Source organism: Paenibacillus sp. JJ1722, assembly GCF_048282685.1.
Taxonomy (GTDB): Bacteria; Bacillota; Bacilli; order Paenibacillales; family Paenibacillaceae; genus Paenibacillus; species Paenibacillus polymyxa_B.
In genome coordinates, this window is sequence record NZ_CP182500.1 from 1,824,226 (window position 1) to 1,849,949 (window position 25,724).

The following is a 25,724-nucleotide window of genomic DNA, read 5'->3' on the forward strand; positions in this document are numbered from 1 at the left end:
AATGGAATTTGAACACATCTACTCAATCTGATAAATTTGTATTGCTTGATTTGTCCTCTGATATTCCACTTTATCATGAAATCATTGTAAACTATCCAAAAAGGTATCTTGAGTAAATATCTGAAATATATATGATTTTATTCTAAAAAACGGTATAATCATGAGTGATCAAATAAATTAATTTTATAACTCGTTTCTCAATTACATAGTTTTTTATCTATGCATCATATGAAAAGTTTATGATGAAGGGTGGTTTATCTATGGAGATCACACCTACGATTAGAGCAGAAGTTCAAACCTATCTGATACGGAAAAGCTTAACCATGACCGAGTTTGGACACATCATTGATTTGAATGTAGGTACGGTTAGCAGTATTGTTACTGGAAATCGTATTTTATCCGTTAACCAATTGGATCGCATTACTGCCGGGATGGAATTACCACCAGACTATTTTTATGAACGTTACATTGAAGAGTGTATCATAGAAGAAACGCTCAACTGGCGAAGAATTAGCCCTTTTTTGTACCGATGTGTGGAGCTTGATCGACTCGATTGCTTGCAACGAGTTGTATTTTTGTTGCTGGATAATCCAATCTATCCTCCGTTACTCTTTGAAGTAGCCGAGAATATTTACAGAGATGGTCACAATGAAGCAGCGGCGTTTCTTTATGAAAATGTGGCCGAGAGTGAAAGGCAGCAACATTCAGAGCGATTGGCGGTTTGTCATTATCGATTGTTTACGATTCGTGTTGGAGACGATCAAGAGAAAAACTATGATGCAGCGGTTCAGTTCGAGCCTTACGTTGAAAGATTAGATGAAATAGATCAGCTTGATGCACTAAGAGCGTTGGTGAATACGTATCGTTCTCTACGAAAATGGGTTAAATTGGATTATTTTGCTAAATCGCTGGGAAATAAAGCGAAAATACAATACAAAATTGATCAACAGCATTCTGAAAATAGTGAACATACAAAGAAGCCGCTATACCCTTCATTTGTCTACTGGGCATTTTCGCATTTAATACGTGCTGAAGTTTGTGATGCTAATAAAGATTATGAGACAGCACTCCAACATATCCAGAGATATGCCGATTTAAGCTGGGTAGAAGAGAAAGATGAAACGACCCTAGAATGGAAAAATCAATTTAAAGAATGGGCAAGCGCTAATATTTATGTGAATAGGCTTATGTCAGGCGACTTAAGTGTAATCCCTGATTATGTTGCTTATTTTTCTTCAAAGAAAGATGAAATACTCCCCGCAATAGATAATATAATTGAGGTGGCTAATCGATATAATATAAATGTAGATCACATCCTTGAATTGTTTGAAGCAGAAATTCAGTCTTTTTTGAATGAACAAAATCAGGTAGGCGTATATACTCAACAAATTAGTTCAGAACGTTTTACTCATTTTTCAAGGGAATTGGCGATCTATCTTTTGCGTAAGGGGAGATTTTCAGACGGCTTCACATTTTTGTTCAGCTGTTTGGAAAAGTCTGCTGAAGCTAATAATAGAATACAAGCAATCAGATGTATGAGGTTGTTTACACATTTTAAAGAACATGCATCTGCTCACACGAGGGCAGTCTACGGAAATCTAATTAAAGTGGTTAATGAAGATGAAGAGTAAGAGTAAGTTGATTCCACTCTCCTAGTATCCAGTTTTATGTCAGTAGCATTAGTAATTACGATCCAACTGGACAACATGGAGGAATGTTGGAATAAAATAATCTCAAGTTTAAGATCACAATAGACCTAGAAAATTAACTATGATCAAGAGGTTAGATGGAATTATCCGTCTAGCTTTTTTTATATCGTTTGTTTTGCTCTACATAAATAAGCTTCTAGAAGTGACTTAGCTTGGACTTTTATCTGTCAAATGCTTATTCGATCATTGGAAGATTATATAATGTGGAAAGTAGTATTTAAATAACAAGACATATTGCCTATTCCCTTCATTTCCCTTATGATAATTGCACTACTACCAAAGAAGGAGATACATATGAAGAAAGCTATTCTACTACTATTAATGTTTGCTATCTTAATTCCATCACAAGTATTGGCAGCAACATCTACAAAAGCAATGTCAACAAGTGAAATCGAAAAAATATACTTTGAGAATTACAAAGATCGTGTGAAGGAAATTAAAATTGCACAAAAAAAACTTAATGCTGTTCTGGGGGCAGAAGTTCGTGAGCTAACTCAGAGATTAAGTCAAGCATCAGCGCGCTATAAAAACGAAGTGAAAAATAAATCAAGTAAAGCGGTAATAGCTCAAGCCAAGGCTGATTGTGATAAATTAAAGAAGCAGCTCGGCGTGGCTAAGGTGGAACTAAATAAAACAGTTAAAAATTACAAAAAAGAAAGCGAACAAGCATTAAAGGATATTGCAAATCAGAAAGCAGAGCTTATAAAATTCATTAAGAATCACACAGCAGGAAAAGATAAACTTACGGAGTCTCAATTTAGCAAACAAGTTAATGGAGATATTATGTCGATTGACGGCTCATTTACTGGCATTTTAAAAATGTTGACGGAAGCTGAATAATGGTGAGTAAAGGCAGCAGGTATCACCTGTTGTCTTTTTAATTTAGGCTTAGAATGGAAAGGTATTGTTGGTCGACTTTGGATTGCTGTGAAATGGGGACAAAGAGGATATATGGATATGGATGAAATAAATTTGTTCGTTTTTATATAATGAAGTACGATTAGCGAGGAGAAAAATTTATAAATCGTAAGTTTTTTATCATGGCTTTGATAAGGGGTATTTTCGGGTATTTCCCTTGTGGGCTGGGAGTTGCAGTATTATTGGAGGCTTATAGCAGATATAGTCTAAGAGGTTTTTTAATTGGAGCTACATTTTTCCTTATCGGGGATTGGTGCTTTATTTCACAAGACGCTATGAATCATCAGATTGGTTACTATAGATAAAACAAATATTACATTAGAAGGAGTATATGATGTTATCACCAAAACAAGAAGAGAGCCTTAGTAAATTTATGAGTAAAATTCTTAGGCATACACCAGAACAGTTTGGAATTAAGTTGGATCATGAAGGTTATTGCCACGTGCAAGACTTAATTTCAGCAATTAAGTCAGAGAATAGATGGTCGGATATAGGAGAAGCAGGAATTGATCAAGTCGTAACTAATTGTCCAAAGAAGCGATACCACATGGTAAATGGATACATACGAGCTAACTACGGGCACAGTGCAGGAAGATTAGATTACAAAGAATCCATTCCACCAACTACTCTTTATCACGGAACAAATAGCAAAGTAGTTGATAAAATTATTACCGAGGGAATTAAACCCATGGGGAGAAAGTATGTTCATCTATCTGAGACACTTGAATTTGCAACATTGGCAGGTAAGAGACGTGGTGAATTAGTCATTCTTGAAATCGATACAGTAAAATCAATGGCTAACAATGTTAAGTTCTATGTCGCTAACAATGGTGTTTGGCTTGCCGATTTTGTGCCCCCACAATATTTTAAAAAAATTTAACACTGATATTTTCGTTTATATTAAAAAGAGGCTTTATACAATACTTTTGACATAGTAAATCCGTTTATATCAGTCCATTTGTCACATAATATAAAAGGAAATTTCAGGATGACAGGTGGATATCCCTAAACATCTCCTTCTGATAAGATTATTTCCATCTAAATTAAAATGGACGTGATCAATTGGGGAGAATATTGGTTCCACCTGACAAGCTTATGGAAGTGGCTGACCAGTTCTTGCATGGTAAACACGAAATGGAACGTATATTGAATTTACTGAATGGAAGAATTGATTTAGTCCAACAAGGTTGGTCTGGTGCTACCCGAGAGAGGTTTTTCCAAGATTTTCAGGTCTCTAGACAATCCATGGGCGTGACGCTTGAACGACTTTCTACGGTTGCACAAGAACTCATTTTTATTTCAAAAAACTTCACACAGGTAGATGGAGAAAAAGTCGTACTGGATGTGCCGGGGAATGGTGTGCCTGTTAAAACGGCATCAAGCGGTGAAGGTTGGTTACATAAAATCTTTGAACAGATCGGTAAAGCTGAGATCACAAAAGCCGAAGCTCAGATGGAAGCTAGTAAGCTTCAAGGGGAAATTTTGTGGGATACTGCTCAGGGAGCGAAAGGTGCTATTCAGGAAGATTTAACCTTGGGGATGCTGCCTGACAAAGACCGTGACTATGATCATCCTATGGCTGCTAAAGTAGGTGAAACTCTCGGTCACGTAGCTACGACATTGCAGGGAGCTGGTGAGGTAATCGTTGGAACAGGTGGAGAAGGATTATCAGTTGCTGTTTCATCCACGGGAGTTGGTAGTATTATCGGAATACCTGGATTGATTGGCTCAGCAGCTTTAGCGGCACATGGAGGTACAACCGCAGTTAAAGGCGCAAGCGGAATAGGAAAAAGCTCAGCGGAATTGTGGCAGATGATGAAGGGAGAAGGTGGAGGTTCATCTAAATCTACTCCATCTTCGGGAGCTAAGGCAGAAAAGGCTCCACATGTAATCGAGGGAACTCACAATAATAATATAGGGAGTATAATTAAGGAAGGAAATAAGACGAAATATACAAACCCTGCTGGCAATGAATTGACATGGGTTGATCAACATCCCAAAAATATTAACCGGGATATTGAGAACTTTATGAATAGCTCAGATGTAGGAAAGGCAACTGAAGCAAAAGTAGCTGGCTTTTTAAAAGAAGAACGGGAAGTCACTGGTTTTGGACAAAAAATTTTAAAGAAAGATGGTCAATTTGCAGGTGATTTAGATGTAGTTACAAAAAATGAATTAATTGAGGTTAAGGCTTCAATCAAAGCAGTTAAAGAAGGACAACTTGAGAAAATGACAATTACGACTGATAAGCTTTATTTTAATCCAGAACAGAAGAAAGTTATACTTTATATCGATAAGCCTTTGGGCAATCTATCTCAAAGTAATATAGAAAAATTAGATAATATCAAGAAGCTAGGAGTAACTGTTGTGAATTCCTTAGAGGAATTAAGAAAGGTGGTTAAGTGATGGGAAGTTCGGCTTTTATTTTAATAGAACGAGAAAAATATACACCTGAGAAATTACTGGGAGATGCAATCGTAGCTGCCTTTCATGCAGATGCTGGATTATATTTTGACAATGATAAAAAATATAAGAACGAACAGTTTTTTTCAACAACTCTAAATATATCTTATAACCCACTGGGTGCTGAAAATAACCAGCAGTTTATATTCTATATTGACGGAATTGATAATTACGAAATTAATTATGAGCATGATGAAGATATTAGTGGATTAGATTCAAGCTTGTCCTTGTATCAAGTAGGATGTATTGAAGATGTTTATGGTGTTGAAGAGCTAATTTTTCGATTTATATATGAATATCTCAAGCTAAATCCTACTGACTATTTTTGGATTCCTGATTATGATTGGGTTTACAGTTGGGAAGATATTCAGAAGTTCAGATCTCTGCCCTATGATCCAAACTGGTGCTATAAAAATCCTAAATCAATATAATTCACAGCAATTGATAAATATCTATAAGCTTGCTCCTTTAATAATAAAATGGGGGAAAGCTTTTTTCATATTAATTTATCTGATAAAGAAGATAATTTGCATGCACCTAAGAATTAAGAGGCAGGATTAATAGGAGAGTCTTCAATCAGACTACTAACTTAGTGATATGGTTAAAGTATACGGGAAGGTACGTAAATGTTATGAAGTATGATACATACTTAAAATTATGGGAAGAACAAAATAGTCTAATGAGACTATTAGAGAGGAGGGGGATGAATCAGAAATTTTTTATCATGGCTTTGATAAGAGTTTTTTTAATTGGAGCTACATTAGGGTTATTGTGACATTCAAGATTTGATTCAAGGGATAAGATCAGAGAATAGATGGGCCGATGTCTGTGAGTCGGATATCAAGCAAGTAGTAAACCATTGTCCAAAGCAAAGGTATGAAACTGTTAATGGATACATAAGAGCTAATTACGGTCACAGTACAGGCAGGTTAGATTATAAGGAAGCTACTCCACCAACCATTCTCTATCACGGTAAAAACACAAAGGTAATCCACAACATTTTTAATGAAGGAATTAAGCCAATAGGCAGAAAGTATGTACATCTATCGGAATCCCTTGAGTTTGCAATTTTAGTAGGCAAAAGACGTGGGGAACTAGTGATCCTCGAAGTAGAAACAGAAAAGGTATTAGCTAATCAAGTGAAGTTTTATAAAGCCAACCATGGTGTTTGGCTTGCTGACCTTGTACCGCCACAGTACTTAAATAAGTTTGACAAAGCGTAGACCTAGAACATTAACGATGATAAAGGGACTAGATGTGATGAATCATCTAGTCTTTTTGATATGGCCTGTTTGCTGTAAATACATAATTCTCCTAAAATTTCGAATGTATCCACGAGTGTCCACACTTACCCGGAAATGCTGCATAAAATATCCCGGGTGAACAAAGAGGAGGTGCATGTGAGAACAATGATACACATGGAATCCGTGCAAGTGGGTGAGCATACATTTATCGGAGTCGAGGTCAAACTGCCTAAAACAACGCTGCTGACTATCTCCTACTCCGTGGTTACTCATGTTTGGTGCGTCTAAGATACGGCTACTTCAGGGGATTAAAATCTCCTTTATTTAAGCCTTAAAGTCAAGCAGGACAAGCTTTCATAAATATTTGCTTCGAACCGTCAATTAAGAAAAGAAGCCGTTGCTTGGATGGCTCCTTTGCCTTAAAATTATTCGGATGAAATCTACTTATTTACTCTTATGCATAAAAAAGTAATTGTATACACCACTCCAGCAAAGAGGCTTAGTAGAAACGAGGTTGATAATGTTCTGAAAATAAAAGTAGAAGTGGGTACCGTATAGAATTCAAACATACCGTTGACCGAAGAGCTCGTTGTTGTTGGCCCTTTAATAAAAGAATAGTATATTCCTACAAATCAGAAGAATATGAATGACTTTGTTACCTTGACGCAAGTTGTTTACCACCTCCACCGAATTCATGTGCTGTTCCTGCTCCAGATACACGGAATGCGTTCCAAAAATCAGTAGATAGCTTAACTGAACTAGGTCAGGATTTTGTAGATGCTAACTCAGTACGCTATGAGAAAAAGTTTAATTCAGTCTGGAGCTTTCTAGATTATATGTCATATGGTATTCCAAAAGGAATGTACCAAGGGTACATGGAACGGGCAGCTAAACAAAACGATTCATGGAATGACATGCTCAATTTCGGTACATTTGGAGTAACAGGTATGATTCAAGGGGCATTTAATCCAAACAATGCCTGGTCAAAGGAACACTGGGCTAATATGATCGGTACAGCTGGATTAATTGGAGGAGTTAGTTCAGTAATCAAGCCTAAAATTGGTTTGAAATCATCTATTAAGTATGAGATTCCGAAGAATAATGCGAATTCGAAATTGCGTAATTCAATAGAATCTGAACCTAAAACAGAAGTACAAACAGGTGGAAGAAACGATCTTTCAATTGATGAATATTTTCGTAGAGAAGCTGAAGCAGATGAGATGTATGATCAAATCAGAGCGTCTGATAGTGATGTAAGAGCAATAGCTGAAAATTCTGGAAGGAAGGAAAGTAGAGTTCAAAGAATCAAAGAACACGTTTTCATAAATGAACATACAAAGTCGAGTGGTTATGGCAGATTTCATTCTGATTACGAAATAGCTCAAGCATGGGATAGATTACAAAAAGGATTACAAACAGAAAAAGATATGGATTTGCTTAATCATGAATTGTTTGAATCCAGATTTGAGGGTATATTTAAAACAGACTATGAGACTGCTCATAAAGCTGCGGTAAGGTCGGGTCGTCCATGGGAAATAGAATAGAGGAGATTTTATAATGGGAGCATTTGTTTTACTTTTTAAAGAGCATGAGGATGAGAATGTAGTTATTTATAGATATGGCCCAAATGAACACATTATGGGGAAAATTCAATTGAACAAAGAGACTAAGCTATTCTCTGAAATTGAACCTTTACCAGATCCGAGTCATTCAAATAAATTTTATTTTGATAGGGCTGCACAGCGGATGGCACGTTGCTTCGTTAAAGAAGGTGGTATATTTCCCGAAAAGCTGACATTTGAATCATAAAGTAGCTTCAATAATAGGAACCGAGCTTGCTCCTTTAACAATAAAATGGGAGTGAGCTTTTTTCATTTTTCATAGTAATTTATCTGATAAAGAAGATAATTTGCATGCACCTAAGAATTTAGAGGTGGGTTTAAACAGGAGATTCTTCAATCAGGCTACTTACTTAGTGATATGGTTAAAGTATACGGAAGGTACGTGAATGTTATGAAGTATGATACATACTCAAAATTATGGGAAGAACAAAATAGTCTAATGAGATTATTAGAGGGGAGGGGTTTTATGAATCGGAGATTTTTATCATGACTTTGATAAGAGTTTTTTTAATTGGAGCTACATTTTTCCTTATTGGGGGATTGGTGCTTTACTTCACAAGGCGCTATGAATCATCGGATAGATTACTATAAATAAAACAAATATTTATTACAAGGAGTATGTGATGTTAACACTAAAACATGAAGAGGGCCTTAGCAATTTATGAGTATGATTCTTAGGCATGCACCAGAACAGTTTAGTCTTAAGCTAGACCATGAAGGTTATTGGGACATTTAAGATTTGATTCAAGGGATAAGATCAGAGAATAGAGGGGCCGATGTCTGTGAGTTGGATATCAAGCAAGTAGTAAACCATTGTGGTACATAAGAGCTAATTATGGTCACAGTACAGGCAGAGTAGATTATAAGGAAGCTACTCCACCAACAACTCTCTATCACGGTACAAACACAAAGGTAATCCAAAATATTTTCAATGAAGGAATTAAGCCAATGGGCAGGAAGTATGTACATCTGTCTGAATCCCTTGAGTTTGCAATTTTAGCAGGTAAAAGACGTGGGGAACTAGTGATCCTCGAAGTAGAAACAGAAAAGGCATTAGCTAATCAAGTGAAGTTTTATAAAGCCAACCATGGTGTTTGGCTTGCTGACCTTGTACCGCCACAGTACTTAAATAAGTTTGACAAAGCGTAGACTTAGAACATTAACGATGATAAAGAGACTAGATGTGATGAATCATCTAGTCTTTTTGATATGTCCTGTTTTGCTGTAAATACATAATCCTCCTAAAATTTTGAACGTATCCACGAGTGTCCACACTTACCCGCAAATGCCGCATAAAATATCCCGGGTGAACAAAGAGGAGGTGCATGTGAGAACAATGATACACATGGAATCCGTGCAAGTGGGTGAGCATACATTTATCGGAGTTGAGGTCAAACTGCCTAAAACAACGCTGTTGACGATCTCTAACTCCCGTGGTTACATCATGTGTGGTGCGTCTAAGATGTACCGAATTTAGGGTAGTGAAATTTTTCGCTGTTTAAGCTTTAAAGTCAAACAGGACAAGCTTTCATAGCAATTTTCAATTTTCTGATCTGTACTGATTCATTCTATTAAAATCTTATAAATGACTGAATTTTGTGACCGCATTTGTGACCTCTTCGAGGGGGACAAGCATGTGACTGTGCATTGCATTTCCGTTATAATCCTTCAAAGAATAATTATACGCCCCATCATCTACTCCTTTAATGGGGGCTTGGCTATACTGAATAATTTTATCTCGCTCTTTAAAAATACCTTGCATTGGTTTCGTCCTTAAAAATAACTTGTGTACTAACTAAGGGAGCTTTACCTATTTGAGTTTTAACTGAACAAATTTCAGATGGTTTGTATCCTTGAATTTTTACAAGATAATCGAATACTTTGTTTTGAGTATCATTTTTAGTGTAACTACTAAGCATCCAAACGCTTGCGAATATCATTACTATAAAAATTGCTATTCCATATTTTCTCATAACTATCTCCTTTGTTGGAGCAAGCTAAAGAGCGCTACCAATGACGTAATATTTGCTTCGAACCGTCACTTAAGAAAAGGAGCCGTTGCGATTTGAACAGCTTCTTTTGCTTTGGAGTTATTCAAAGAATCTACTTATTTCCTCTTATACATAAAAAAGTAATTGTATACACCACTCCAGCAAAGAGGCTTAGTAGAAACGAGGTTGATAATGTTCTGAAAATAAAAGTAGAAGTGGGTACCGTATAAAATTCAAACATACCATTGATCGGAGTACTCGTTGTTGTTGGCCCTTTAATAAAGGAATAGTATATTCCTACAAAAAAACCGTAAGACAAATACTTAATTAGATTTTTTTCAAATTTACTCATTTGTTAGCCTCCAATAATGTTTTTGGAAAAGTAGAATTCTTGTACTATGAAGCCATTCAAAGTAATGTAGGAAAAGTCTATAAATATAGCGATCTTAAAAATCTTTGGTAAGGATGTTTATTGATATTATGTCAATTATATTATTTTAAATCAAGAAAAAGGAATAATGATGTAATCATCATTACTCAATCTTTGGTGTTAGCCCTATGGATAAAACCCCTGTAACTCTAGGTACACAGCGTCTAACATTAACATTACGTTAAATCCAGTCATATCAAGGCTTATGACAGTTTCTCAAAAGTATAAGGAAAAGAAAACTTCTTATAATCAGGAATTTTATTCTTTTTTCTTCGTGATTCACTAAACCTGGAATGACGTTCAATAAAATGTACAACATATAAGCTTAAAAAATTGGTCTAGGCTCTTTGCATGTCTATGTGAAGCAAATGTTACAAAGAGGAAGGCAAAACAAGAAGGAATGCGTATACAGGAGTCAAGAAGAGTCATCCCCCATGAATATGAAGCTATTTGCCTAGCAATAGACGTTTCTTTGTTAACAATTTACTATACTTATTCAAAATATATGGCAAATTATCCCTATCTGTTGTATTATAAGATAGTGTGAAAAAGAGCCAAAGTAGCTAAGGAGGAACATTGTTGTCTATATTTGTGATAGTGTGTTTCGTTGTTGTATTGATTGCTTTGGTGTTGCTACGCTTATTTAAGAAGCCTAGAGTTCAGGAACCGTATAAAGTAACGCAGAATATTGACCCTTATAAAATTGGCATTAACGAAATAGACCGTATGGAGGATGGCAAGGACTTTGAAATGTATCTGTTCAGGCTGTTCCAGTGTTTAGGCTATGGTGATGCGTATAAAACACAAGACAGTAGAGATTTTGGAACAGATTTGGTATTTACGGACAGAGAGGGCTACCGTAATGTCATTCAGGCTAAACGGTATGCAATGAGCAATCCTGTTGGTTTGAGCGCAGTTCAGGAAGTTTATAGTTCTATGCGATTTTACAGAGCTAAGAAATCTATTGTCATTACTTCAAGTAAATACACAACTTCATGTGAACAGTTAGCCAGTTATAATGGAGTAAAGCTGTTGGATCGCAACGATTTAATTAAAATGATTGAGCTATTCAAAGAACAACAGCACAGCAAAGTAAAAGATATTATTGAAGCAGAGCCATACTTGAGTTTGGATTCATGGGATGATTATAGGAATAACAGTAAAGTGATTAAAAAGGATCGCAAGGCTGAAAAGCTTATCGCTTCAGGTAACTAGATACTGGATACTCCCGTAGTAAAACGATGATTTTATAAGGAGAGGGGAAAATAAAATGGGGTTTAAAACAATGTTTGGTAATGATTCTTCTACAGATTTTAAATATAGAGAGGCTGTTACAACTTATAAATTTATTTCTGATCTTATGATTGTTATGGCAAAATACAACAAGAAAGTTGATGTTCTTAAGACAAATACAGGGGATTTGTTTGGTTATGATATATTACTTAATTGCGATAATAATATGAAACATATTCAATTGAAAACTACAACTAAAACAAGTAGTTGGGAAATTAGAAATAGCCTTCTAAAAGATCCATACGGAGAAGTTATCATAATTTATCTTCAATTTAAATCAGAGGAAGAATGGAATTTTCAATATAGAATTTTGGATAAACAAAAAATCCCAGACATAAACTTATTACCCGATACTGGTAAAACAAAAATAACTCAAACAATGCTTGAACCCTATAGAGAAATTGATCATCTAGCATATTACTTATTTTTTAAGAACGAATAGAATAATACAATACGTTATGAGGTAAATGAGTATTAATGCTCGACTATTTAAAAAAGTGTCATGGGAAGAATTTGATAATGGATGAACAACAAGTTGCTATGTGGTTATATAATAAGGTTCTTGATAGAGAAGTGGTTTTTCAATATGATGCAGTACGTGAGATAGAGGAGCTGTTTGGGGGGGAAGTTTATTTACATAAATGACAATGGGAATAAGGCAATAAAAAAAGTAACAACCGCTTTTCGAAAAATTAATCATGAGAATAAGGTTGATTGGGATCAGTATGATTTTAAATGGGTTCTAAAGTTAAATGACGATGAAGCGGAGGACTTAATCAGCAGATTTTGAAATTAGTACACTTTTATAAAACAATTCTTTTAAAAGGTTGATAAAAAAGCGGACTCACAAGAAAGGAAACAAGAAGCGATGAACTACAAAATTGTTCCTCTACTTGGAATAGAGGAAGTAAGAGCCAAATACGGGTCAAAGTTATCATGGAAGATTTTTGTTAGCAAGACAACAAAGAATCCATTTCTAAAGGAATATTTAAGATTGAGAGAAGACAATAGATGTTCTTGGTGTAACAAGTCCTATCCTCTACACGGATTTCAAATTCATCATACTGATTATGATCATGAATGTAATTACGGGAAACTTATTAAAGTTCCTAATCCTACAGAAAAGAGACCTGATCGCACATCTGAAGTTGCAGATTGCGAATCCTGTCGTCATACCAATAGGATTGATTTGTTTAAAGAGTGTGTAAATAGGTTGACTACTGTACATATCAGTTGCAATCGCACGATTGAAATTGTAAGAGAAAAATTAAAAGATGGTACTTTAATAAGCCGATAAAATTAGTCTTTTACATAGAAAGGAATACCCCAATGAAAACAGGTATCAAGATCAGTGGGGCAATCTTTGCTGCTGAGGGAAATGTAGATCATGACGAGTTCATTGATGAGTTTATTGAATTCGTGGAGGCCAATGGCTGGGAGTTTGGTGGCGGTAGTAAAAAAATAGACGAAGAAGGAAACGACTTAAAGAATAGTTAGCTAATGGAGTAGCTCTCAAAAAACCGGACGTTCTCTTGTTGCTGTGTAATTAACGATCAAATGATTATGTAAGAAAGGGATACTATATAAATTCATGAGTTATTACGAACTAGCTGTTGAGAGAATTAAGAATATTGACGCGAAACAATACATTGGAGTTTCCAATAAAAGGTATTCTGAATTCAGATCGAGAGGTGAATACGAAGTAGATGCTAGGTTGATTGCTGAGTATTACCGAAGAGTTGGTGCTTATTTACAGTTTATCTCCAAAGAAGTCACAAGTATCTATGCAGGAATGGATATGTTAATAGGCTATAAAATGGTCGATAATGTATGGGATGAGCTATTGGTAAAATGTCCAAACTTTGTAGAAATTGATTGTATGCTTATGAAATTAATAAGCATACACTATCTACGATGGTGCACTCTGCTTGATAACAGCAACAATATTGCACTTCAGTTTCCAGACATATATGAACCGATGATAATATTGTTTGAAAGAGGTGGTGGACTGATTAGTACGCATCATCATGAGTTGGTTGGTGGATTTGGAGCTTTTTCTCGTTCAATTGATGCAAAAAGAGGGGACAAGAAACCTACTGATATAAGTGATAATGCTCTTAAAACAATAATTGAAGAGATAGAACTAGCAGAGGCTTATCTGGTAGAGCATAAAAAAGGAAATCAAACAGAAAAATACTGCATTCGCTGTGGGAACAGATTAATCATCCATTCTAACAATGATTTTGGTCAACAATGGTACAAAATTAAGTGTGAAACCAAAGATTGTTTTGATAACAATTTCTCATGATGTACATAAAAAAATGAGTCTTTTATCAAAAAGAGAAAAAGGAGAGCGAGTGCAATGAGGGAAGGGTTGGTACTACTAGAATTGTATGAGAACAAATTGATTTTTTTTGAATTCAAGAAAAAGACCGTCACTCTGGTACCTGATATTATTCGCGAGGAATTCAAGGATGCGCAAGTGATTAATGAACACAACAGTAAAGAAAAAGTGATTTATCAGGTATACCTTATTGAAAACCACGTTGAATTTACGATTCGAATTATCGCTTCATATTTGAATGATTCCATCACCATTGTTGCTGACGAGGTGAGTATAACAATCAGAGCTTATCAAGCCTTGCATAAAAAACTTGCAAATGACGCATTAGATTAAAAGAAGACTAATTTGGACTAAAAATATAAACGATTGGTGAAAGAGGAGTTAGGAAGAGTGTAGGGTTTGAGAGAAGGTTAGAATTAGTGTCTTGATAAAAAAGTGTGGAACCAGTAAAAAAAGTCTGGAACTAGTCATTTTACAAACATCAAGAAAGATCCCGATGATATATCGGGATCTTTTTAGCTTAGGAGGGCAATTATGTCTACAATAGGCCAACGAATTCGAACTATTAGAAAAACAAACAACTTAAATCAAATAAAGTTTGCAAATACAATTGGAATTTCTCAAGGAACGTTAAGTGAGCTGGAGCAAGATAAATACAGACCCTCTCTTGATATAATTATAGCAATTAAAGAAAACTTCAATTCCCATATAGAGTGGTTAATCTTTGGAGATACGCCTATATCAAAGAACACAATTTTTAATTTAGCCATTGAAGCTCAGGAATTAGAACTCATTTCTTTGTTTCGAGAACTTACTAATAAAGATAGAGATGAAATTATTGATTTTATAAAACTGAAGATTGTTCGGTACTAATCTTCCACGGGAACTCCTTAATAATATGTCTTAGAAATACTCATTTTAATTTTGGTACATAAAAGTCACAAATTATCCGCCTTTAAGAGGGAGAATGAATGACAAATACTTTTTTGTTTTGACCATAAAGCGACAAAATACGACAAGTTATTTGTGTATAATTAACTAGTAAGGTATGAGTCTTAAGTTGGATTAGAAATGTACTAAGTAGATACTCTTTAAATAATTATAAAAGTAAAGCTCATTTAGACCATTTAAATAGGAAAACAATATTAATGCTTCTCAATAATCAGAAGCTGAATCAAAAAAAGAAAGGTATATTTTTTTGGGAATAATAGAATTTCGATGGAAAACATCAAAACATTTATAGAATGTACTATAGATCTAAATACATACTTTATTAAGAATTCGAGGTGAGGTACAGATGGATAAAATATATGAGTTAATCGAATATGGATACGAGTGCTATTACTTGGATTTCAAAGAAAGACAGTATTCTAAGGAAAAAAGTATGGACTTGATTACAGATATTATGGCTATGGCTAATTCACGTCATGATGGAGATAAATTCATCATTATAGGAATTAAGGATCGACCAGAAGGTAAAGAGATAAAGGGAATAGAACCGAAAGAATTTATAGATTCGTCTACTTACACACAATTAATACAAAGTAACATTGAACCTGAAATACAGTTTGATTATTTTAAATATGAGTATAAAGGTTCAGTGTTAGGCGTCTTTAGAATTTATAATACGGATGATAAACCGTACATGATGAGAAAGAAATTTGACCGACTGAACGAGGGCCTCTGCTTAATCCGTAAAAGCAGTACGAACGCTTTGGCCAAACGTAGCGACTTTGATTATATGTACTTAAATAAAGGTCAGTTTGAGATGAGATTTCTGGAACATGCTTTACACGCTGTACATGATGCCGATGATTGTGCTTCTGTAGAAGTTGCATTAACGAATTCAACAGAGTTACCTATCACTGTGATTGGTGGTTCTTTGTACATAAGGAACGATCAAGGAAAAGAGCTGTCAAGGCATCGTGTGTATGGATTGAATGAATTTGTAGGTGCAGATTTTAAATTAGCCTTGCCACCAAAATCAGAAGTGGTTGGACACTTGATGGTGGGCTTTGAATCATCAGATCCTCTTAGACTAAATATTGATGAATACGGCATATGTGCTGAAAAGTATGATTTTGAGCTACTGCTTGTGGATGCACAAGAGAAAAGGTATTCAACGATAATACGTCAAGCTAGTGTTTTTGCTGATGGTGACTTTCTTTGGAAGGTGAAAAAACAAAAAGGAATTCTGCATAAGTTTCGAACACATAGATGAATCCATATATAGAGGCATCCCAATAATCTGGCTTTGATTTTCAATCCCGACAACATGTCAACTAAAATTAATAGATTACTATTCTCAATGGATTGAAATCAATAAACTGAATGATTACCATAGAATAACTATCTCAATAGTAGAAGTGATTAAGATAAATTAAAAGTGTTGTACAGACAAATTTGAGGAGAATGTGTTGTGAAGATAAATAAACTATTAATTAAGAATTATAGAATGTTTGAAGATGTACTGATAAAACTGAACAGTGGTTGCAATATTTTTGTCGGCGATAATGACTCTGGGAAAAGCACTTTGCTTGAGATGATTCAAGTTCTTTTAAGTGGAAGAATAAATAATTTGTCTTTTGAACGTCAATTAAAAGCCTCCTTTTTTAATTATTCAACCCGTTCCATTTTTAAAAAAAATATTGCCGATTCCGCTAAACCAATCGAAGAACTGCCTGTTATAATCGCTGAAGCCTATTTTGAGAATGATGGTAACAACACTGAATATAAAGGAACAAATAATGAGTTGGGTGAAGACTGCCCAGGCATTCGTATGACTGTAGAGTTTAACTCCGATTATTCAAAAGCATTTCAAGCCATGTTAAAAAAAGGGGAAATCTATGATATACCGGTTGAATTCTACAAAATTAGTTGGAGAGATTTTGGTGACAATCCAATTGTTTTTAGGACGTTTCCGGTGAATGTTTCACTGATTGATACTACCCAAAAAGATTATAACTCAGCAGTGAACAAGTTTATTAATTCACGAATTACTAACAATTTATCTGAAGATGAAAAAGTACATTTAGCAAGAGCGTATAGAAAAATGAAATACGAATTTAATAATAATGCAAATGTGCTAGCACTTAACGAAAGGTTGGCAGTAGAGGAAAAGCTTGACGACAAAACGATTAAGTTTGGTATGCGTGAAGATGCACTTGAGTCTTGGATGAATGAAGTCCCAATTGATGTTGAGAATATTCCCTTTGAGGATATGGGATTTGGTACTCAGAACTTAATTAAAATGGAATTAGTATTCAAACAAAATACAGAGAGATCTAATGTAATACTGTTTGAAGAGCCTGAAAATAATCTAGCGTTTGGGAATATGTCACGCCTAATCTCAAAAATAAATCAAGACGAAAATAAACAAATCTTTATTTCAACTCACAGTAGTTATGTAGCCAACAAATTAGGGCTTAAAAATATAATACTTTTGTATAAAGGGAAGATAAGTCAATTAGATGCTATAAAGCCTGATACAATGGATTTTTTTAAAAAGTTACCTGGTTACGGTACTGTTCGTTTTTTATTGGCAGATAAGGTGATATTAGTTGAGGGCCCAACTGATGAATTAATTGTTCAACGTGCTTACAAGGATATTCATGGTAAGTTGCCAATTGAAAATGGAATAGATGTCATTACAGTCGATTCACTAGCATTTAAAAGATATTGTGACCTAGCTATTTTAGTAAGGAAGCCCTTACGAATTATTACGGACAATGATAGGAATGTTCAGCAGAATATCTTTGATAAATATAAAGAGTACACCGAGATATATGGTGATTTGATAGAAATACATTATGAAACTAATGAATCGCTTCACACAATTGAACCCAGCATATTGGCCGTCAATACGATTGAATCGGAAATTTTCGACAAGTTTAAAAGGGTTATTTCTAAAGGAAATTCGATGATTAATAAAAACGTGGTAGAGGTAGAATCTTTCATGAAAAATAATAAAGCAGAATGGGGATTGAGGGTATTTGATTCAGACGAATGTATCGAATATCCCACGTATATTAAAAATGCAATACGATAATACATTAGTTCTTGCTTGTGCCGGCTCAGGTAAAACATATGGTATGTGTAATGATTCAAGGTCTTTATCTGAGAAATCAACTAAAAAAATCTTGATGCTGTCTTACACGCATAAAGGTATTTACTCTATAAAGAAAGAATACGCAAAACAAAATAATGGTGTTCTCGATAAAAATGTTGTTATAAGTACCTGGTTTCAATTCATTCTAAAAGAGCTAATCAGACCATACCAGAGAATTTTTTTGGAAAAAATTAGTCAGATAAGATCTTTTGATTTTTCTAGGATGTACGGTGCTAATTATGAAAAAAAAAATACGACATCTTATTTTTTGAATAGAAACAATGATGTTAAAGCCAATCGTGCTTCCGAGTTTGCACTATTATTAAATAAATTATCCGATGGGGCCGTATTAAAAAGGCTAGAGGAGACTTATGCATGCATCTATATTGATGAGCTGCAGGATCTAGTGGGGAAGGATATAGAACTCCTCGAATTACTATTTCTTTCATCTATAAAGATTTATTGTGTTGGTGACTATAAACAAGCGACCTTAAAGACTCATAACCCGAAATCTGATAGAAAAAAAGGCGGTATGTATGTTTTCAGTTATTTAGAGACTTGCAGGGATTCACATCGTATTAACATCGTTAAAAATAATACCTCCAAGCGATTTGTTTCTGATATAGCGAATTTTGCTAACTTGGTCTACCCAGAGGAACCGATTATTGGAGCATTAGAAGCTGAGGAACCTGCGACCGGGGTATTCCAGATTCTTCAAACTGACATACATGATTATATTCAACACTTAAAACCAAGTATCTTAAAGTATGATGTCAAGACTCCAACTTTAGGGTATCCATCCCTAAACTTTGGTGTCAGCAAGGGGATGACTTTGGAACGTGTTTTAATCTTCCCTAATAAGCCTCTTTCAACATTTTTGCTAGATCCTAGCAAAGGATTGAAAGCCCCAGATAAATACTATGTTGGTGTCACACGAGCAAAGTTTAGTCTGACCTTTGTGGTTGAGAAGCTTAAACCCAACAGATATTTTTTTGAAGATAGTATCAATTTAGGTGGTAATAACATTAGAGTTTTAAAGTTTAAATTATAGTGCTAGTTATCATAACCATTGCTGGTGAAGAGTTTCACTAACGAATTATGAACTACAATATTCAACTCTTACAAGACGCTCAATACTAATAAATGTCGAGGTGCACTGCAATGTGGTCAGATAATGAAACTTCTCAAGACTTATTAGGTTTTAAGGTCCATGCTGATTTGATAAGATCGGTTGTTACTGATCCCAAACTACTCCCCGTTACATTAGGAGTTTTTGGGGACTGGGGTAGTGGTAAAACAAGTATTATGAAGATGTTAGAGCACGATTTGAATCCCGATAATTATCCATCGGACTCACCTGAAAAGGAGAAATACGAAAAAATAGCAGTGTTATATTTCAATGGTTGGCTCTTCGAAGGTTATGATGATGCCAAATCAGCGCTTCTTAGCTCGATCCTTTTGCAACTCGGTGAGCATAAAAGATTCGGTCCAAAGATTAAAGGAAAAGTCGCTAGGCTCTTAAAATCTGTGAATTGGATGCGAGTTGCAAAATTCGGTGTGAAAGAAACTGGTGTGCCTGCAATGACCGCGTTTATAATTTCTCAATAAAGGGAGCTATTTTTCATTGGTATAGTGGTTCATTGTCCTTACTAAAAAAAATTGTTGAAGCAGGTTATTATTTCTCGATTAATCCTGCAATGATTCAGTCGTCTAATGGATGTAAAATTATCGAAAAGATTCCGCGAGACAGACTATTAACTGAAACTGATGGACCTTTTGTAAAAATTGAAGGTAAGGTTATTACATCTCAGGATATATCGCTAGTTCTGAAATACTTGGGTTTGCTTTGGAATTGTTCTTATGCAGATGTTGAGTTGCAAATAAAAAGTAACTTTAAACAGGTATTGCTGCCAATTAAGTATAGTAATGAAAGATAATTTGTTGGAAATATGGGCAACTAGGAAAATGAGGTGTTTGGGATGTTACTGTGCAGATCATCAAAGGTTAGAGAGAAGCTTGTCCAGGAATACAATATCAAACCTATTGCTCATGTTCGATTGTTAAATGGGCAAGAACGTCGAAGTTGTACTAAGGATTTACTTACTGATAGCTATTATTGCTTCTCTTATCGAGCGAAAAATAGTGATGTTACCGAAACCTTTTTATGCGGTACCTATGCAGCTAATCACTTTCTTGAATTAATCCATCATCCTAAATTAAAACTTTTTGACCCACTAGCACCCGAAACTGTGGGAACTGGAACAAGCGGCGGTACCAATATAAATACAGGATTTAATGATTCTTGGCATCCGGCTACAAAACAGTTATTTAATGCGATTAACCTGATAATTATATGTTGGGGGCGACCTCCTAGTGGGGTAATGCAAAAAATCAAGGAAGAACTTGAAAAATATAAGAATCGCGAGCCACTCCCTAGGCAAATTAAAGCGATCAACACGATTATTTCAAGAGATCATGGAGGTCGCACGCTTCAACAAATGCTTGATGAGTTGAGGAACAAAAATAACATGATTCGAGATTTTAGCTTTGATTTAATAAATGAGGCTCTAATCAAGAATAGAGTTGAAAAGTCTTTTTTTGGGTAAGCACTGTGAGTTCGGTGCGCTTGTGGCTCAAGAGCTTGGTGAGGCAATGACCAACATGGTCAATAGGTTGTTTATCGCGATTTAGTCTCATGGAAGAACAGGCCATCTTTCACATTGAGGCCTGTTCTTCTATTTTTGACAATTGTCAAAAACCCAATGCGACAGTTTATCCATAAAGGTTTTAAAAGCTGATCTCCAGTTTAGGGATTTACAGGGTAATAATCGATGAGGTGAACTGATTCCGCTAATTGCGCGTCCGTCAACAAGTGAAAGTCATGTCCCTTTGGAAAGAACTCTCGTAATAGACCATTTGTATTATCGTTTAATTCCTTTTTCCGCTACTTCGACTGTACGATGGCAAGGTTTTGCAATGCTAATTGTTTGATGATTTGCGCATTACAGTACTAGGGAGCTAACTTGGTGTGAAAAACAGGAGATTTCTTATTCGCCATATATTTTCCATCTTCAGGATTTAGAATTTGTGTGATAATACGATTTATGAAGTACATATATGTATGTGAGGAGTGTTGCAATTGAGCCTTCCAGTAAAAAGATATTCCAATGTTGGATATACTATAAAAGTATTTCCCGATGATTATTTTTCTTGTAAAAATATTACGCCTTCAGCGTTAACATCGTTAACCCTGGCGTTAAAGGGGTTTTTCAATACCTATAATACACTTCACAGTTTTAATTACAATTTAAATAACTTCACAGAAGCAAAAGAAAAGCAATTATGTGAATTTAGCGATTATCATGAGAATTATATGCAAACCATAATACACTTTCACCACTTTATAGAATTATTACTGAAGGACGCTCTAAGATTCCATAATGGGAATTTAGCCAATAAGTTACATGGAAGTACTGTAAAAGAAACTGAGTTACTTAAATATATACATGAGGGAAAAGATATTGATGCAATAAAGTTTACTAAAAGGACAGTTGAATACAATACTTCTGTAAATAGAATATTTGCATTACCAAGAAGCTCCTTTAAAGATGTAATTGTTAAGCATAGGGACGCAATAAAAGAAATTAATATACTAAGGAACAAGTTGTTACATCAAGGATCATACTTTTTACCCTACAGGAAACTTGATGAATTTATTGTAAGAATGATTCTTCCGCTAGTTCAAGATTTACTTTTTAAATGTGAAGATCTTTGGGATGGTGAAGAATTAGTAGAATATTGGAGATATGATAACGATTATACCGATATTGACCCAATTGAAGAAATAATTAATATATCAGAAGAGAAAATAATGGATCATAAAGCAATTGCATTTTATAAAGCAGTTGGATTAGCACTTTATCAAAAACCAGTCGGCAATCTTCTTCGACGAATTTATGAAGAAGATTTAATAAGACAAATATACGATATACAAAACAAGTCAAAAAAAACTTGTTTTGTATGCAGCTACGACACTCTTTTTCTTTATCCAGATATAAATTATTCCTCCCCTCATAAAATCAATAAAGGGGAGCATTACTTTAAATCAGGTAAGGCAATTTGTACTACTTGTGGTTTTAGACTTTATAATGATGTAAGCGAACCAGTGGATTATGGAATAAACGAAGAGGAAGGGCGCATTTGGGACTATACCCATTTAATTGAGGTATATTAAGGATTATTGTGGTTTCCAACTTTCTTTTTATGGTGAATTTTGGCGGTTCCATACATTCTTTTTTCGTCTTTATCACGTGTCGAGGCAAGCACAATAAAATCAACAAAATTGGTTCCACACTTTTTTATCACCCGACAATTACGTCAATTTCCTGATTTAAACGCCATCTCAATAGTTTTGCCTTTTGATGGTAAGACATATTCAATCGACTTAGATAGAAGTAGCCTGAATAATTTCTTAGGGTATAAAATCGAAAGTTTGAGCACCGAGGACAGATCCTGGAACGACAAATTCTCTGATCCATATATCTATGATAAATCCAATCGGCAAAAATTCTTTGACACATTCGTCAAAATTAATTAATTGTAAGGGCGTGGGCAACCACGTCTTTTTTGTTTTCTATTTATAGTATAATGAACGTTATAAGATAGATTAAAGGAGCAGCTTCATATATGAATCTAAACCAGCATCACACAATGACCTATACGCTAAACAGCGGTATTAAAGGAACTCTTAGCCTATCCAGAAAGCAAATACAGGACTGGATAGAGTCATATCGTGTGGGGAGCAAATATGTGACGACAGTAGGAAAAGAATACTTTGGATTGAATCCTGAGCTTGTAGCAGATTTTAAGGTACATAATGAATTTTCTGAGCAAAGGGAATATGTAGCAGCAATACAGCAACCAGCAGTAGCGAGTAAGGCCACTGAACAGTTGGCAGACGCATACAGCCAGCATAAAACGTTGATTCAGGTAGAATGTAAATGTGGTGCTTCTTATATAGAAGTGTCAGCGTATAAAAGGAACAAATGGGGCTGTAAAGAGTGTGGGGATATTGTGTTTCTGGATAGCAAGAAGGGTATGGTTGATACAGTGAAGGGTAAAGCTTGGTATATGACCAACAGGTACTTTGTTGAGAGAGGCTGAAGATTTAACATAGCGTTAAACTCAGTGGTCAATTATTTTCGCATAATGACAAAAGTCTGATTTTATTTTCAATTAAATAGGAATATTGTACGGGTTTGGCGACTTCTGTAGTATAATAGGTAATATTATACATGAGGGAGTCGTTTTGTTTATGAAGAAGAAACTTCAAGTTTTTATATCCTCAACTTACATAGATATGATTGAAGAACGACAGGCAGCAGTAACAGCGGTTTTAAATGCAGGGCATATTCCTGCTGGGATGGAGTTGTTTAAGTCAGGAGATCAGAGCCAAAAAGAGACAATCAAGCGGTGGATTGATGAATCCGATGTATATATGTTGATTTTAGGTGGGCGTTATGGCAGCATAGATCCCGAAAGCGGAAAAAGTTATACGCATTGGGAATATGACTACGCAGGAGAGCAAGGGAAGAGAAGATTTGCTATTGTTATTACAGAGAAAAAATTAATGGACAAGGCCAGAGAAAATCCCAATTTTCTTGAAAGAGAACAATATAGTAAGTATCAAGCGTTTAAAATACTTGCTCTTAGCAACATCTCAAAATTTTATGAAGACTTAAAAGATATTAGGTTAAGTGTAATGGAGACGTTAAAAGATTATGAGGAAGATAAGAATTTAATCGGTTGGGTTAGGGCAGATACGGAGAAAAACCAAACGAAGCTAATAGAAGAGAATAAAAAATTAATAAAAGAAAACAGTAAATTAAAAGAGAACTTAGAAAAATCAAAGTATCGTTTGAAAACAAATGAAATGATAAACGGATATGATTATAAGCAACTTAATGATACTCTTTCTAAAATTACAGTTAGATTACCAGACAATTATTTTAAGGAGGAACAAGAACGACAACTATCACTACTAGATTGTTTTATTATATTTGCGAGTAAACTAAATTTTGGGATAGAGAACAATGTGCATTCAGAGGAATTTGAGATGTTTTTGTTCTATGATGTTATTCCAAAGTTATATACTTTTGGTTTAATGGAAAAGGTAAAAGTTGCTGGGGTCAAATATCAAAGATATCAAACTTCCAAAGAAGGACTTAAATTTCAAGCTCTATATCATATAGAGCGACAAAAAATAAAGGACTTATAAAAGATTAATTTGACCAAGATCGCTTAGGCGGTCTTTTTTGTTTGCTATGTGACAGATAAAAGCTGGTCTAATAGGTAAAGGGAGTAGAGAAACAAATAGGGGATAGGAAACAGATCGTAGCTACTTAACGTATGAGGAAGAAACTCAAACAGCATGTTGTATATTTGGTCAGGTAAATGTGAAAATTCCACCTCAAATGATATACAACTAAGCTCCTAGTAATTAGGTGTTTTTTATTATCTTATAATTATATAATTGATTACAAAATATATTTATTATAAATCAGAATTTATAGAAGGAGCTGAATTAATGAATAGAAGAGCGACTGGAGTCTCATTTTGTTTTATAGCAACTATATTGTATGTTTCTAGGTACTTTATTGTAACAAATGGTGTAGTAAACTATGCTGATTCACCATTGGATATAGCATTGAATAGGTTAAAAGGACATGATGTTCTACTTGTGTTAAGTATTATATCTTTAATCATATGAGTTATTTATATCATTGTAGGAGAAGTAAAAAAGGAGAAGTAAACAGGTATAGCTCTTTATCATTTGTTGGATTTATTTAAATATGAAACAAAATTCTTCCTTATTATTGGTACATTGTGCTAATATACTAGGTATATAATACCAAAAAGGGATTGTTGAAGAGTGAAAAATAAAGTATTAGCTAGTTCATTTGCCTTAGTGTTGATTCTTTCCAGTGCTACAGCATATGCTCATCCGGGTAGAACTGATTCAAAATAGTGGACATTATTGTCGTACTAACTGTGCTAAGTGGGGACTCCAAGACGGGGAATATCATTATCATAATGGTGGAGGATCTTCTTCAAGTAGTTCCTCATCTTCGAGTTCGAGTAAATCGACTCCTAAAAAGAGCACTGCAAAGCCTAAAGCAGCGAAGCCAACTTATAAAGAATCTGGATTAAGAGTTTACGTGAACGGAAATAAATTAAGCTTTAGTAGTGAGCCATTGATTTATCAGAATACAAACTTGGTTCCTCTTCGTGAGATTGCTGAAGGCTTGGGTGCTACCCTGAACTATGATAATAATAGTGGTACCATTGGTGTAACTAAAGGAAATAGCAAAATGACACTTACCATTGGAAACAAAATAGTGTTTTACAATGGATCATCTGAAACAGTGAGCGCAGCACCTAAAGTAATAAAGGGAGTTACCTATGTTCCTGCTCAGGTTTTTGCTAGGGGATTAGGTGCAGGAATTGAATTAGACAGCATTAATAACTCTCTGAAAATAACATATTAGAGCCATGTAAATGAGCTAGAGAATTTTTGACTACCATCAATATACTAATTAAAGT

General features: G+C 34.8%; 27 protein-coding genes and 3 pseudogenes. 29 read left to right on the forward strand and 1 reads right to left on the reverse strand.

The genetic code is table 11. The annotated features are described in order from the left end of the window. The first annotated feature begins 260 nt into the window (after window positions 1-260). The 11 genes and pseudogenes from ACM1ND_RS08130 to ACM1ND_RS08180 form a co-directional block, all read left to right on the forward strand. The gene (locus tag ACM1ND_RS08130) at window positions 261-1,631 is read left to right on the forward strand and encodes a transcriptional regulator (protein ID WP_418027501.1); all 1,371 of its coding nucleotides are present in this window, start codon (window positions 261-263) and stop codon (window positions 1,629-1,631) included. Window positions 1,632-2,003: 372 nt separating this feature from the next. Further along, window positions 2,004-2,549 carry a hypothetical protein gene (locus ACM1ND_RS08135; RefSeq protein WP_418027503.1) on the forward strand — a complete coding sequence of 182 codons (546 nt, stop codon included), beginning with the start codon at window positions 2,004-2,006 and terminating at the stop codon, window positions 2,547-2,549. Between the two features lie 412 nt (window positions 2,550-2,961). Continuing rightward, window positions 2,962-3,507: an RNA 2'-phosphotransferase gene (locus ACM1ND_RS08140; RefSeq protein WP_418028023.1), complete on the forward strand. Its 546-nt coding sequence runs from the start codon at window positions 2,962-2,964 to the stop codon at window positions 3,505-3,507. A gap of 182 nt (window positions 3,508-3,689) precedes the next feature. Then, window positions 3,690-5,033: a WXG100 family type VII secretion target gene (locus ACM1ND_RS08145; RefSeq protein ID WP_418027505.1), complete on the forward strand. Its 1,344-nt coding sequence runs from the start codon at window positions 3,690-3,692 to the stop codon at window positions 5,031-5,033. Continuing rightward, a complete protein-coding gene (locus tag ACM1ND_RS08150) occupies window positions 5,033-5,521 on the forward strand; it encodes a hypothetical protein (RefSeq protein WP_071640119.1) in 489 nt (162 codons plus the stop codon). The genes ACM1ND_RS08145 and ACM1ND_RS08150 overlap by 1 nt, the downstream gene beginning before the upstream one ends. A 345-nt stretch (window positions 5,522-5,866) precedes the next feature. Continuing rightward, window positions 5,867-6,313, forward strand: a complete 447-nt coding sequence (locus tag ACM1ND_RS08155) for an RNA 2'-phosphotransferase (RefSeq protein ID WP_418028024.1) — start codon at window positions 5,867-5,869, stop codon at window positions 6,311-6,313. A gap of 177 nt (window positions 6,314-6,490) precedes the next feature. Beyond that, on the forward strand, window positions 6,491-6,622 hold the full coding sequence (locus tag ACM1ND_RS08160; protein ID WP_279831444.1) for a hypothetical protein: 132 nt from the start codon (window positions 6,491-6,493) through the stop codon (window positions 6,620-6,622). A gap of 371 nt (window positions 6,623-6,993) precedes the next feature. Beyond that, a pseudogene (locus ACM1ND_RS08165) lies at window positions 6,994-7,878 on the forward strand (WXG100 family type VII secretion target); the annotation flags it as partial. A 13-nt stretch (window positions 7,879-7,891) separates the two neighbouring features. Then, window positions 7,892-8,143 carry a hypothetical protein gene (locus ACM1ND_RS08170; RefSeq protein ID WP_023987879.1) on the forward strand — a complete coding sequence of 84 codons (252 nt, stop codon included), beginning with the start codon at window positions 7,892-7,894 and terminating at the stop codon, window positions 8,141-8,143. A 626-nt stretch (window positions 8,144-8,769) separates the two neighbouring features. Next, window positions 8,770-9,105 (forward strand): RNA 2'-phosphotransferase, encoded by a 336-nt coding sequence (locus tag ACM1ND_RS08175; protein WP_418027508.1) that lies wholly within the window; start codon window positions 8,770-8,772, stop codon window positions 9,103-9,105. Between the two features lie 187 nt (window positions 9,106-9,292). Then, window positions 9,293-9,412: pseudogene (locus tag ACM1ND_RS08180) on the forward strand (DUF1805 domain-containing protein); the annotation flags it as partial. A gap of 289 nt (window positions 9,413-9,701) precedes the next feature. Here ACM1ND_RS08180 and ACM1ND_RS08185 read toward each other — a convergent pair. Further along, window positions 9,702-9,929, reverse strand: coding sequence for a DUF3139 domain-containing protein (locus tag ACM1ND_RS08185; protein ID WP_418027510.1), 228 nt, complete (start codon window positions 9,927-9,929; stop codon window positions 9,702-9,704). Between the two features lie 1,027 nt (window positions 9,930-10,956). Here ACM1ND_RS08185 and ACM1ND_RS08190 point away from each other — a divergent pair. The 18 genes and pseudogenes from ACM1ND_RS08190 (at window position 10,957) to ACM1ND_RS08275 (ending at window position 25,669) form a co-directional block, all read left to right on the forward strand. Then, window positions 10,957-11,592: a restriction endonuclease gene (locus tag ACM1ND_RS08190; protein ID WP_418027512.1), complete on the forward strand. Its 636-nt coding sequence runs from the start codon at window positions 10,957-10,959 to the stop codon at window positions 11,590-11,592. A 55-nt stretch (window positions 11,593-11,647) separates the two neighbouring features. After that, window positions 11,648-12,112: a hypothetical protein gene (locus ACM1ND_RS08195; protein ID WP_418027514.1), complete on the forward strand. Its 465-nt coding sequence runs from the start codon at window positions 11,648-11,650 to the stop codon at window positions 12,110-12,112. Between the two features lie 77 nt (window positions 12,113-12,189). Next, the gene (locus ACM1ND_RS08200; RefSeq protein ID WP_418027516.1) at window positions 12,190-12,315 is read left to right on the forward strand and encodes a hypothetical protein; all 126 of its coding nucleotides are present in this window, start codon (window positions 12,190-12,192) and stop codon (window positions 12,313-12,315) included. Further along, entirely contained in the window at window positions 12,287-12,460 is a 174-nt protein-coding gene (locus tag ACM1ND_RS08205) for a DUF6953 family protein (protein WP_418027518.1), read from the forward strand. Before ACM1ND_RS08200 ends, ACM1ND_RS08205 begins: the two co-directional genes overlap by 29 nt. Before the next feature lie 539 nt (window positions 12,461-12,999). Next, on the forward strand, window positions 13,000-13,167 hold the full coding sequence (locus tag ACM1ND_RS08210; RefSeq protein WP_418027520.1) for a hypothetical protein: 168 nt from the start codon (window positions 13,000-13,002) through the stop codon (window positions 13,165-13,167). Between the two features lie 94 nt (window positions 13,168-13,261). After that, window positions 13,262-13,978, forward strand: a complete 717-nt coding sequence (locus ACM1ND_RS08215) for a hypothetical protein (RefSeq protein ID WP_418027522.1) — start codon at window positions 13,262-13,264, stop codon at window positions 13,976-13,978. Window positions 13,979-14,032: 54 nt separating this feature from the next. Continuing rightward, entirely contained in the window at window positions 14,033-14,347 is a 315-nt protein-coding gene (locus ACM1ND_RS08220) for a hypothetical protein (protein WP_418027524.1), read from the forward strand. Between the two features lie 201 nt (window positions 14,348-14,548). Beyond that, window positions 14,549-14,887, forward strand: coding sequence for a helix-turn-helix domain-containing protein (locus ACM1ND_RS08225; RefSeq protein ID WP_418027526.1), 339 nt, complete (start codon window positions 14,549-14,551; stop codon window positions 14,885-14,887). A 424-nt stretch (window positions 14,888-15,311) separates the two neighbouring features. Further along, a complete protein-coding gene (locus ACM1ND_RS08230) occupies window positions 15,312-16,235 on the forward strand; it encodes a helix-turn-helix domain-containing protein (protein ID WP_418027528.1) in 924 nt (307 codons plus the stop codon). Between the two features lie 198 nt (window positions 16,236-16,433). Then, window positions 16,434-18,062: an ATP-dependent nuclease gene (locus tag ACM1ND_RS08235; RefSeq protein WP_418027530.1), complete on the forward strand. Its 1,629-nt coding sequence runs from the start codon at window positions 16,434-16,436 to the stop codon at window positions 18,060-18,062. Continuing rightward, a complete protein-coding gene (locus ACM1ND_RS08240; RefSeq protein WP_418027532.1) occupies window positions 18,007-19,173 on the forward strand; it encodes a UvrD-helicase domain-containing protein in 1,167 nt (388 codons plus the stop codon). The genes ACM1ND_RS08235 and ACM1ND_RS08240 overlap by 56 nt, the downstream gene beginning before the upstream one ends. A gap of 110 nt (window positions 19,174-19,283) precedes the next feature. After that, entirely contained in the window at window positions 19,284-19,730 is a 447-nt protein-coding gene (locus ACM1ND_RS08245; protein ID WP_418027534.1) for a KAP family P-loop NTPase fold protein, read from the forward strand. Next, window positions 19,655-20,059 (forward strand): TatD family hydrolase, encoded by a 405-nt coding sequence (locus tag ACM1ND_RS08250; protein ID WP_418027536.1) that lies wholly within the window; start codon window positions 19,655-19,657, stop codon window positions 20,057-20,059. Before ACM1ND_RS08245 ends, ACM1ND_RS08250 begins: the two co-directional genes overlap by 76 nt. A gap of 42 nt (window positions 20,060-20,101) precedes the next feature. Beyond that, window positions 20,102-20,728, forward strand: coding sequence for a hypothetical protein (locus ACM1ND_RS08255; protein WP_418027538.1), 627 nt, complete (start codon window positions 20,102-20,104; stop codon window positions 20,726-20,728). A 533-nt stretch (window positions 20,729-21,261) separates the two neighbouring features. After that, window positions 21,262-22,356 carry a hypothetical protein gene (locus ACM1ND_RS08260; protein ID WP_418027540.1) on the forward strand — a complete coding sequence of 365 codons (1,095 nt, stop codon included), beginning with the start codon at window positions 21,262-21,264 and terminating at the stop codon, window positions 22,354-22,356. Window positions 22,357-22,808: 452 nt separating this feature from the next. Further along, on the forward strand, window positions 22,809-23,285 hold the full coding sequence (locus ACM1ND_RS08265; protein WP_418027542.1) for a hypothetical protein: 477 nt from the start codon (window positions 22,809-22,811) through the stop codon (window positions 23,283-23,285). 151 nt (window positions 23,286-23,436) lie between these two features. Next, window positions 23,437-24,399 (forward strand): DUF4062 domain-containing protein, encoded by a 963-nt coding sequence (locus ACM1ND_RS08270; protein ID WP_418027544.1) that lies wholly within the window; start codon window positions 23,437-23,439, stop codon window positions 24,397-24,399. Window positions 24,400-25,053: 654 nt separating this feature from the next. Further along, a pseudogene (locus ACM1ND_RS08275) lies at window positions 25,054-25,669 on the forward strand (stalk domain-containing protein). The last annotated feature ends 55 nt before the right edge of the window (window positions 25,670-25,724 follow it).

What these genes read in the sequence shown, in the direction of transcription:
- ACM1ND_RS08270 (WP_418027544.1), top strand. Translation starts at nt 23,437, where the DNA reads ATGAAGAAGAAACTTCAAGTTTTTATATCCTCAACTTACATAGATATG.
- ACM1ND_RS08170 (WP_023987879.1), top strand. Translation starts at nt 7,892, where the DNA reads ATGGGAGCATTTGTTTTACTTTTTAAAGAGCATGAGGATGAGAATGTA.
- ACM1ND_RS08140 (WP_418028023.1), top strand. Translation starts at nt 2,962, where the DNA reads ATGTTATCACCAAAACAAGAAGAGAGCCTTAGTAAATTTATGAGTAAA.
- ACM1ND_RS08225 (WP_418027526.1), top strand. Translation starts at nt 14,549, where the DNA reads ATGTCTACAATAGGCCAACGAATTCGAACTATTAGAAAAACAAACAAC.
- ACM1ND_RS08200 (WP_418027516.1), top strand. Translation starts at nt 12,190, where the DNA reads ATGGATGAACAACAAGTTGCTATGTGGTTATATAATAAGGTTCTTGAT.
- ACM1ND_RS08185 (WP_418027510.1), bottom strand. Translation starts at nt 9,929, where the DNA reads ATGAGAAAATATGGAATAGCAATTTTTATAGTAATGATATTCGCAAGC.
- ACM1ND_RS08135 (WP_418027503.1), top strand. Translation starts at nt 2,004, where the DNA reads ATGAAGAAAGCTATTCTACTACTATTAATGTTTGCTATCTTAATTCCA.
- ACM1ND_RS08245 (WP_418027534.1), top strand. Translation starts at nt 19,284, where the DNA reads ATGTGGTCAGATAATGAAACTTCTCAAGACTTATTAGGTTTTAAGGTC.
- ACM1ND_RS08230 (WP_418027528.1), top strand. Translation starts at nt 15,312, where the DNA reads ATGGATAAAATATATGAGTTAATCGAATATGGATACGAGTGCTATTAC.
- ACM1ND_RS08220 (WP_418027524.1), top strand. Translation starts at nt 14,033, where the DNA reads ATGAGGGAAGGGTTGGTACTACTAGAATTGTATGAGAACAAATTGATT.
- ACM1ND_RS08150 (WP_071640119.1), top strand. Translation starts at nt 5,033, where the DNA reads ATGGGAAGTTCGGCTTTTATTTTAATAGAACGAGAAAAATATACACCT.
- ACM1ND_RS08215 (WP_418027522.1), top strand. Translation starts at nt 13,262, where the DNA reads ATGAGTTATTACGAACTAGCTGTTGAGAGAATTAAGAATATTGACGCG.
- ACM1ND_RS08210 (WP_418027520.1), top strand. Translation starts at nt 13,000, where the DNA reads ATGAAAACAGGTATCAAGATCAGTGGGGCAATCTTTGCTGCTGAGGGA.
- ACM1ND_RS08130 (WP_418027501.1), top strand. Translation starts at nt 261, where the DNA reads ATGGAGATCACACCTACGATTAGAGCAGAAGTTCAAACCTATCTGATA.
- ACM1ND_RS08195 (WP_418027514.1), top strand. Translation starts at nt 11,648, where the DNA reads ATGGGGTTTAAAACAATGTTTGGTAATGATTCTTCTACAGATTTTAAA.
- ACM1ND_RS08265 (WP_418027542.1), top strand. Translation starts at nt 22,809, where the DNA reads ATGAATCTAAACCAGCATCACACAATGACCTATACGCTAAACAGCGGT.
- ACM1ND_RS08255 (WP_418027538.1), top strand. Translation starts at nt 20,102, where the DNA reads ATGTTACTGTGCAGATCATCAAAGGTTAGAGAGAAGCTTGTCCAGGAA.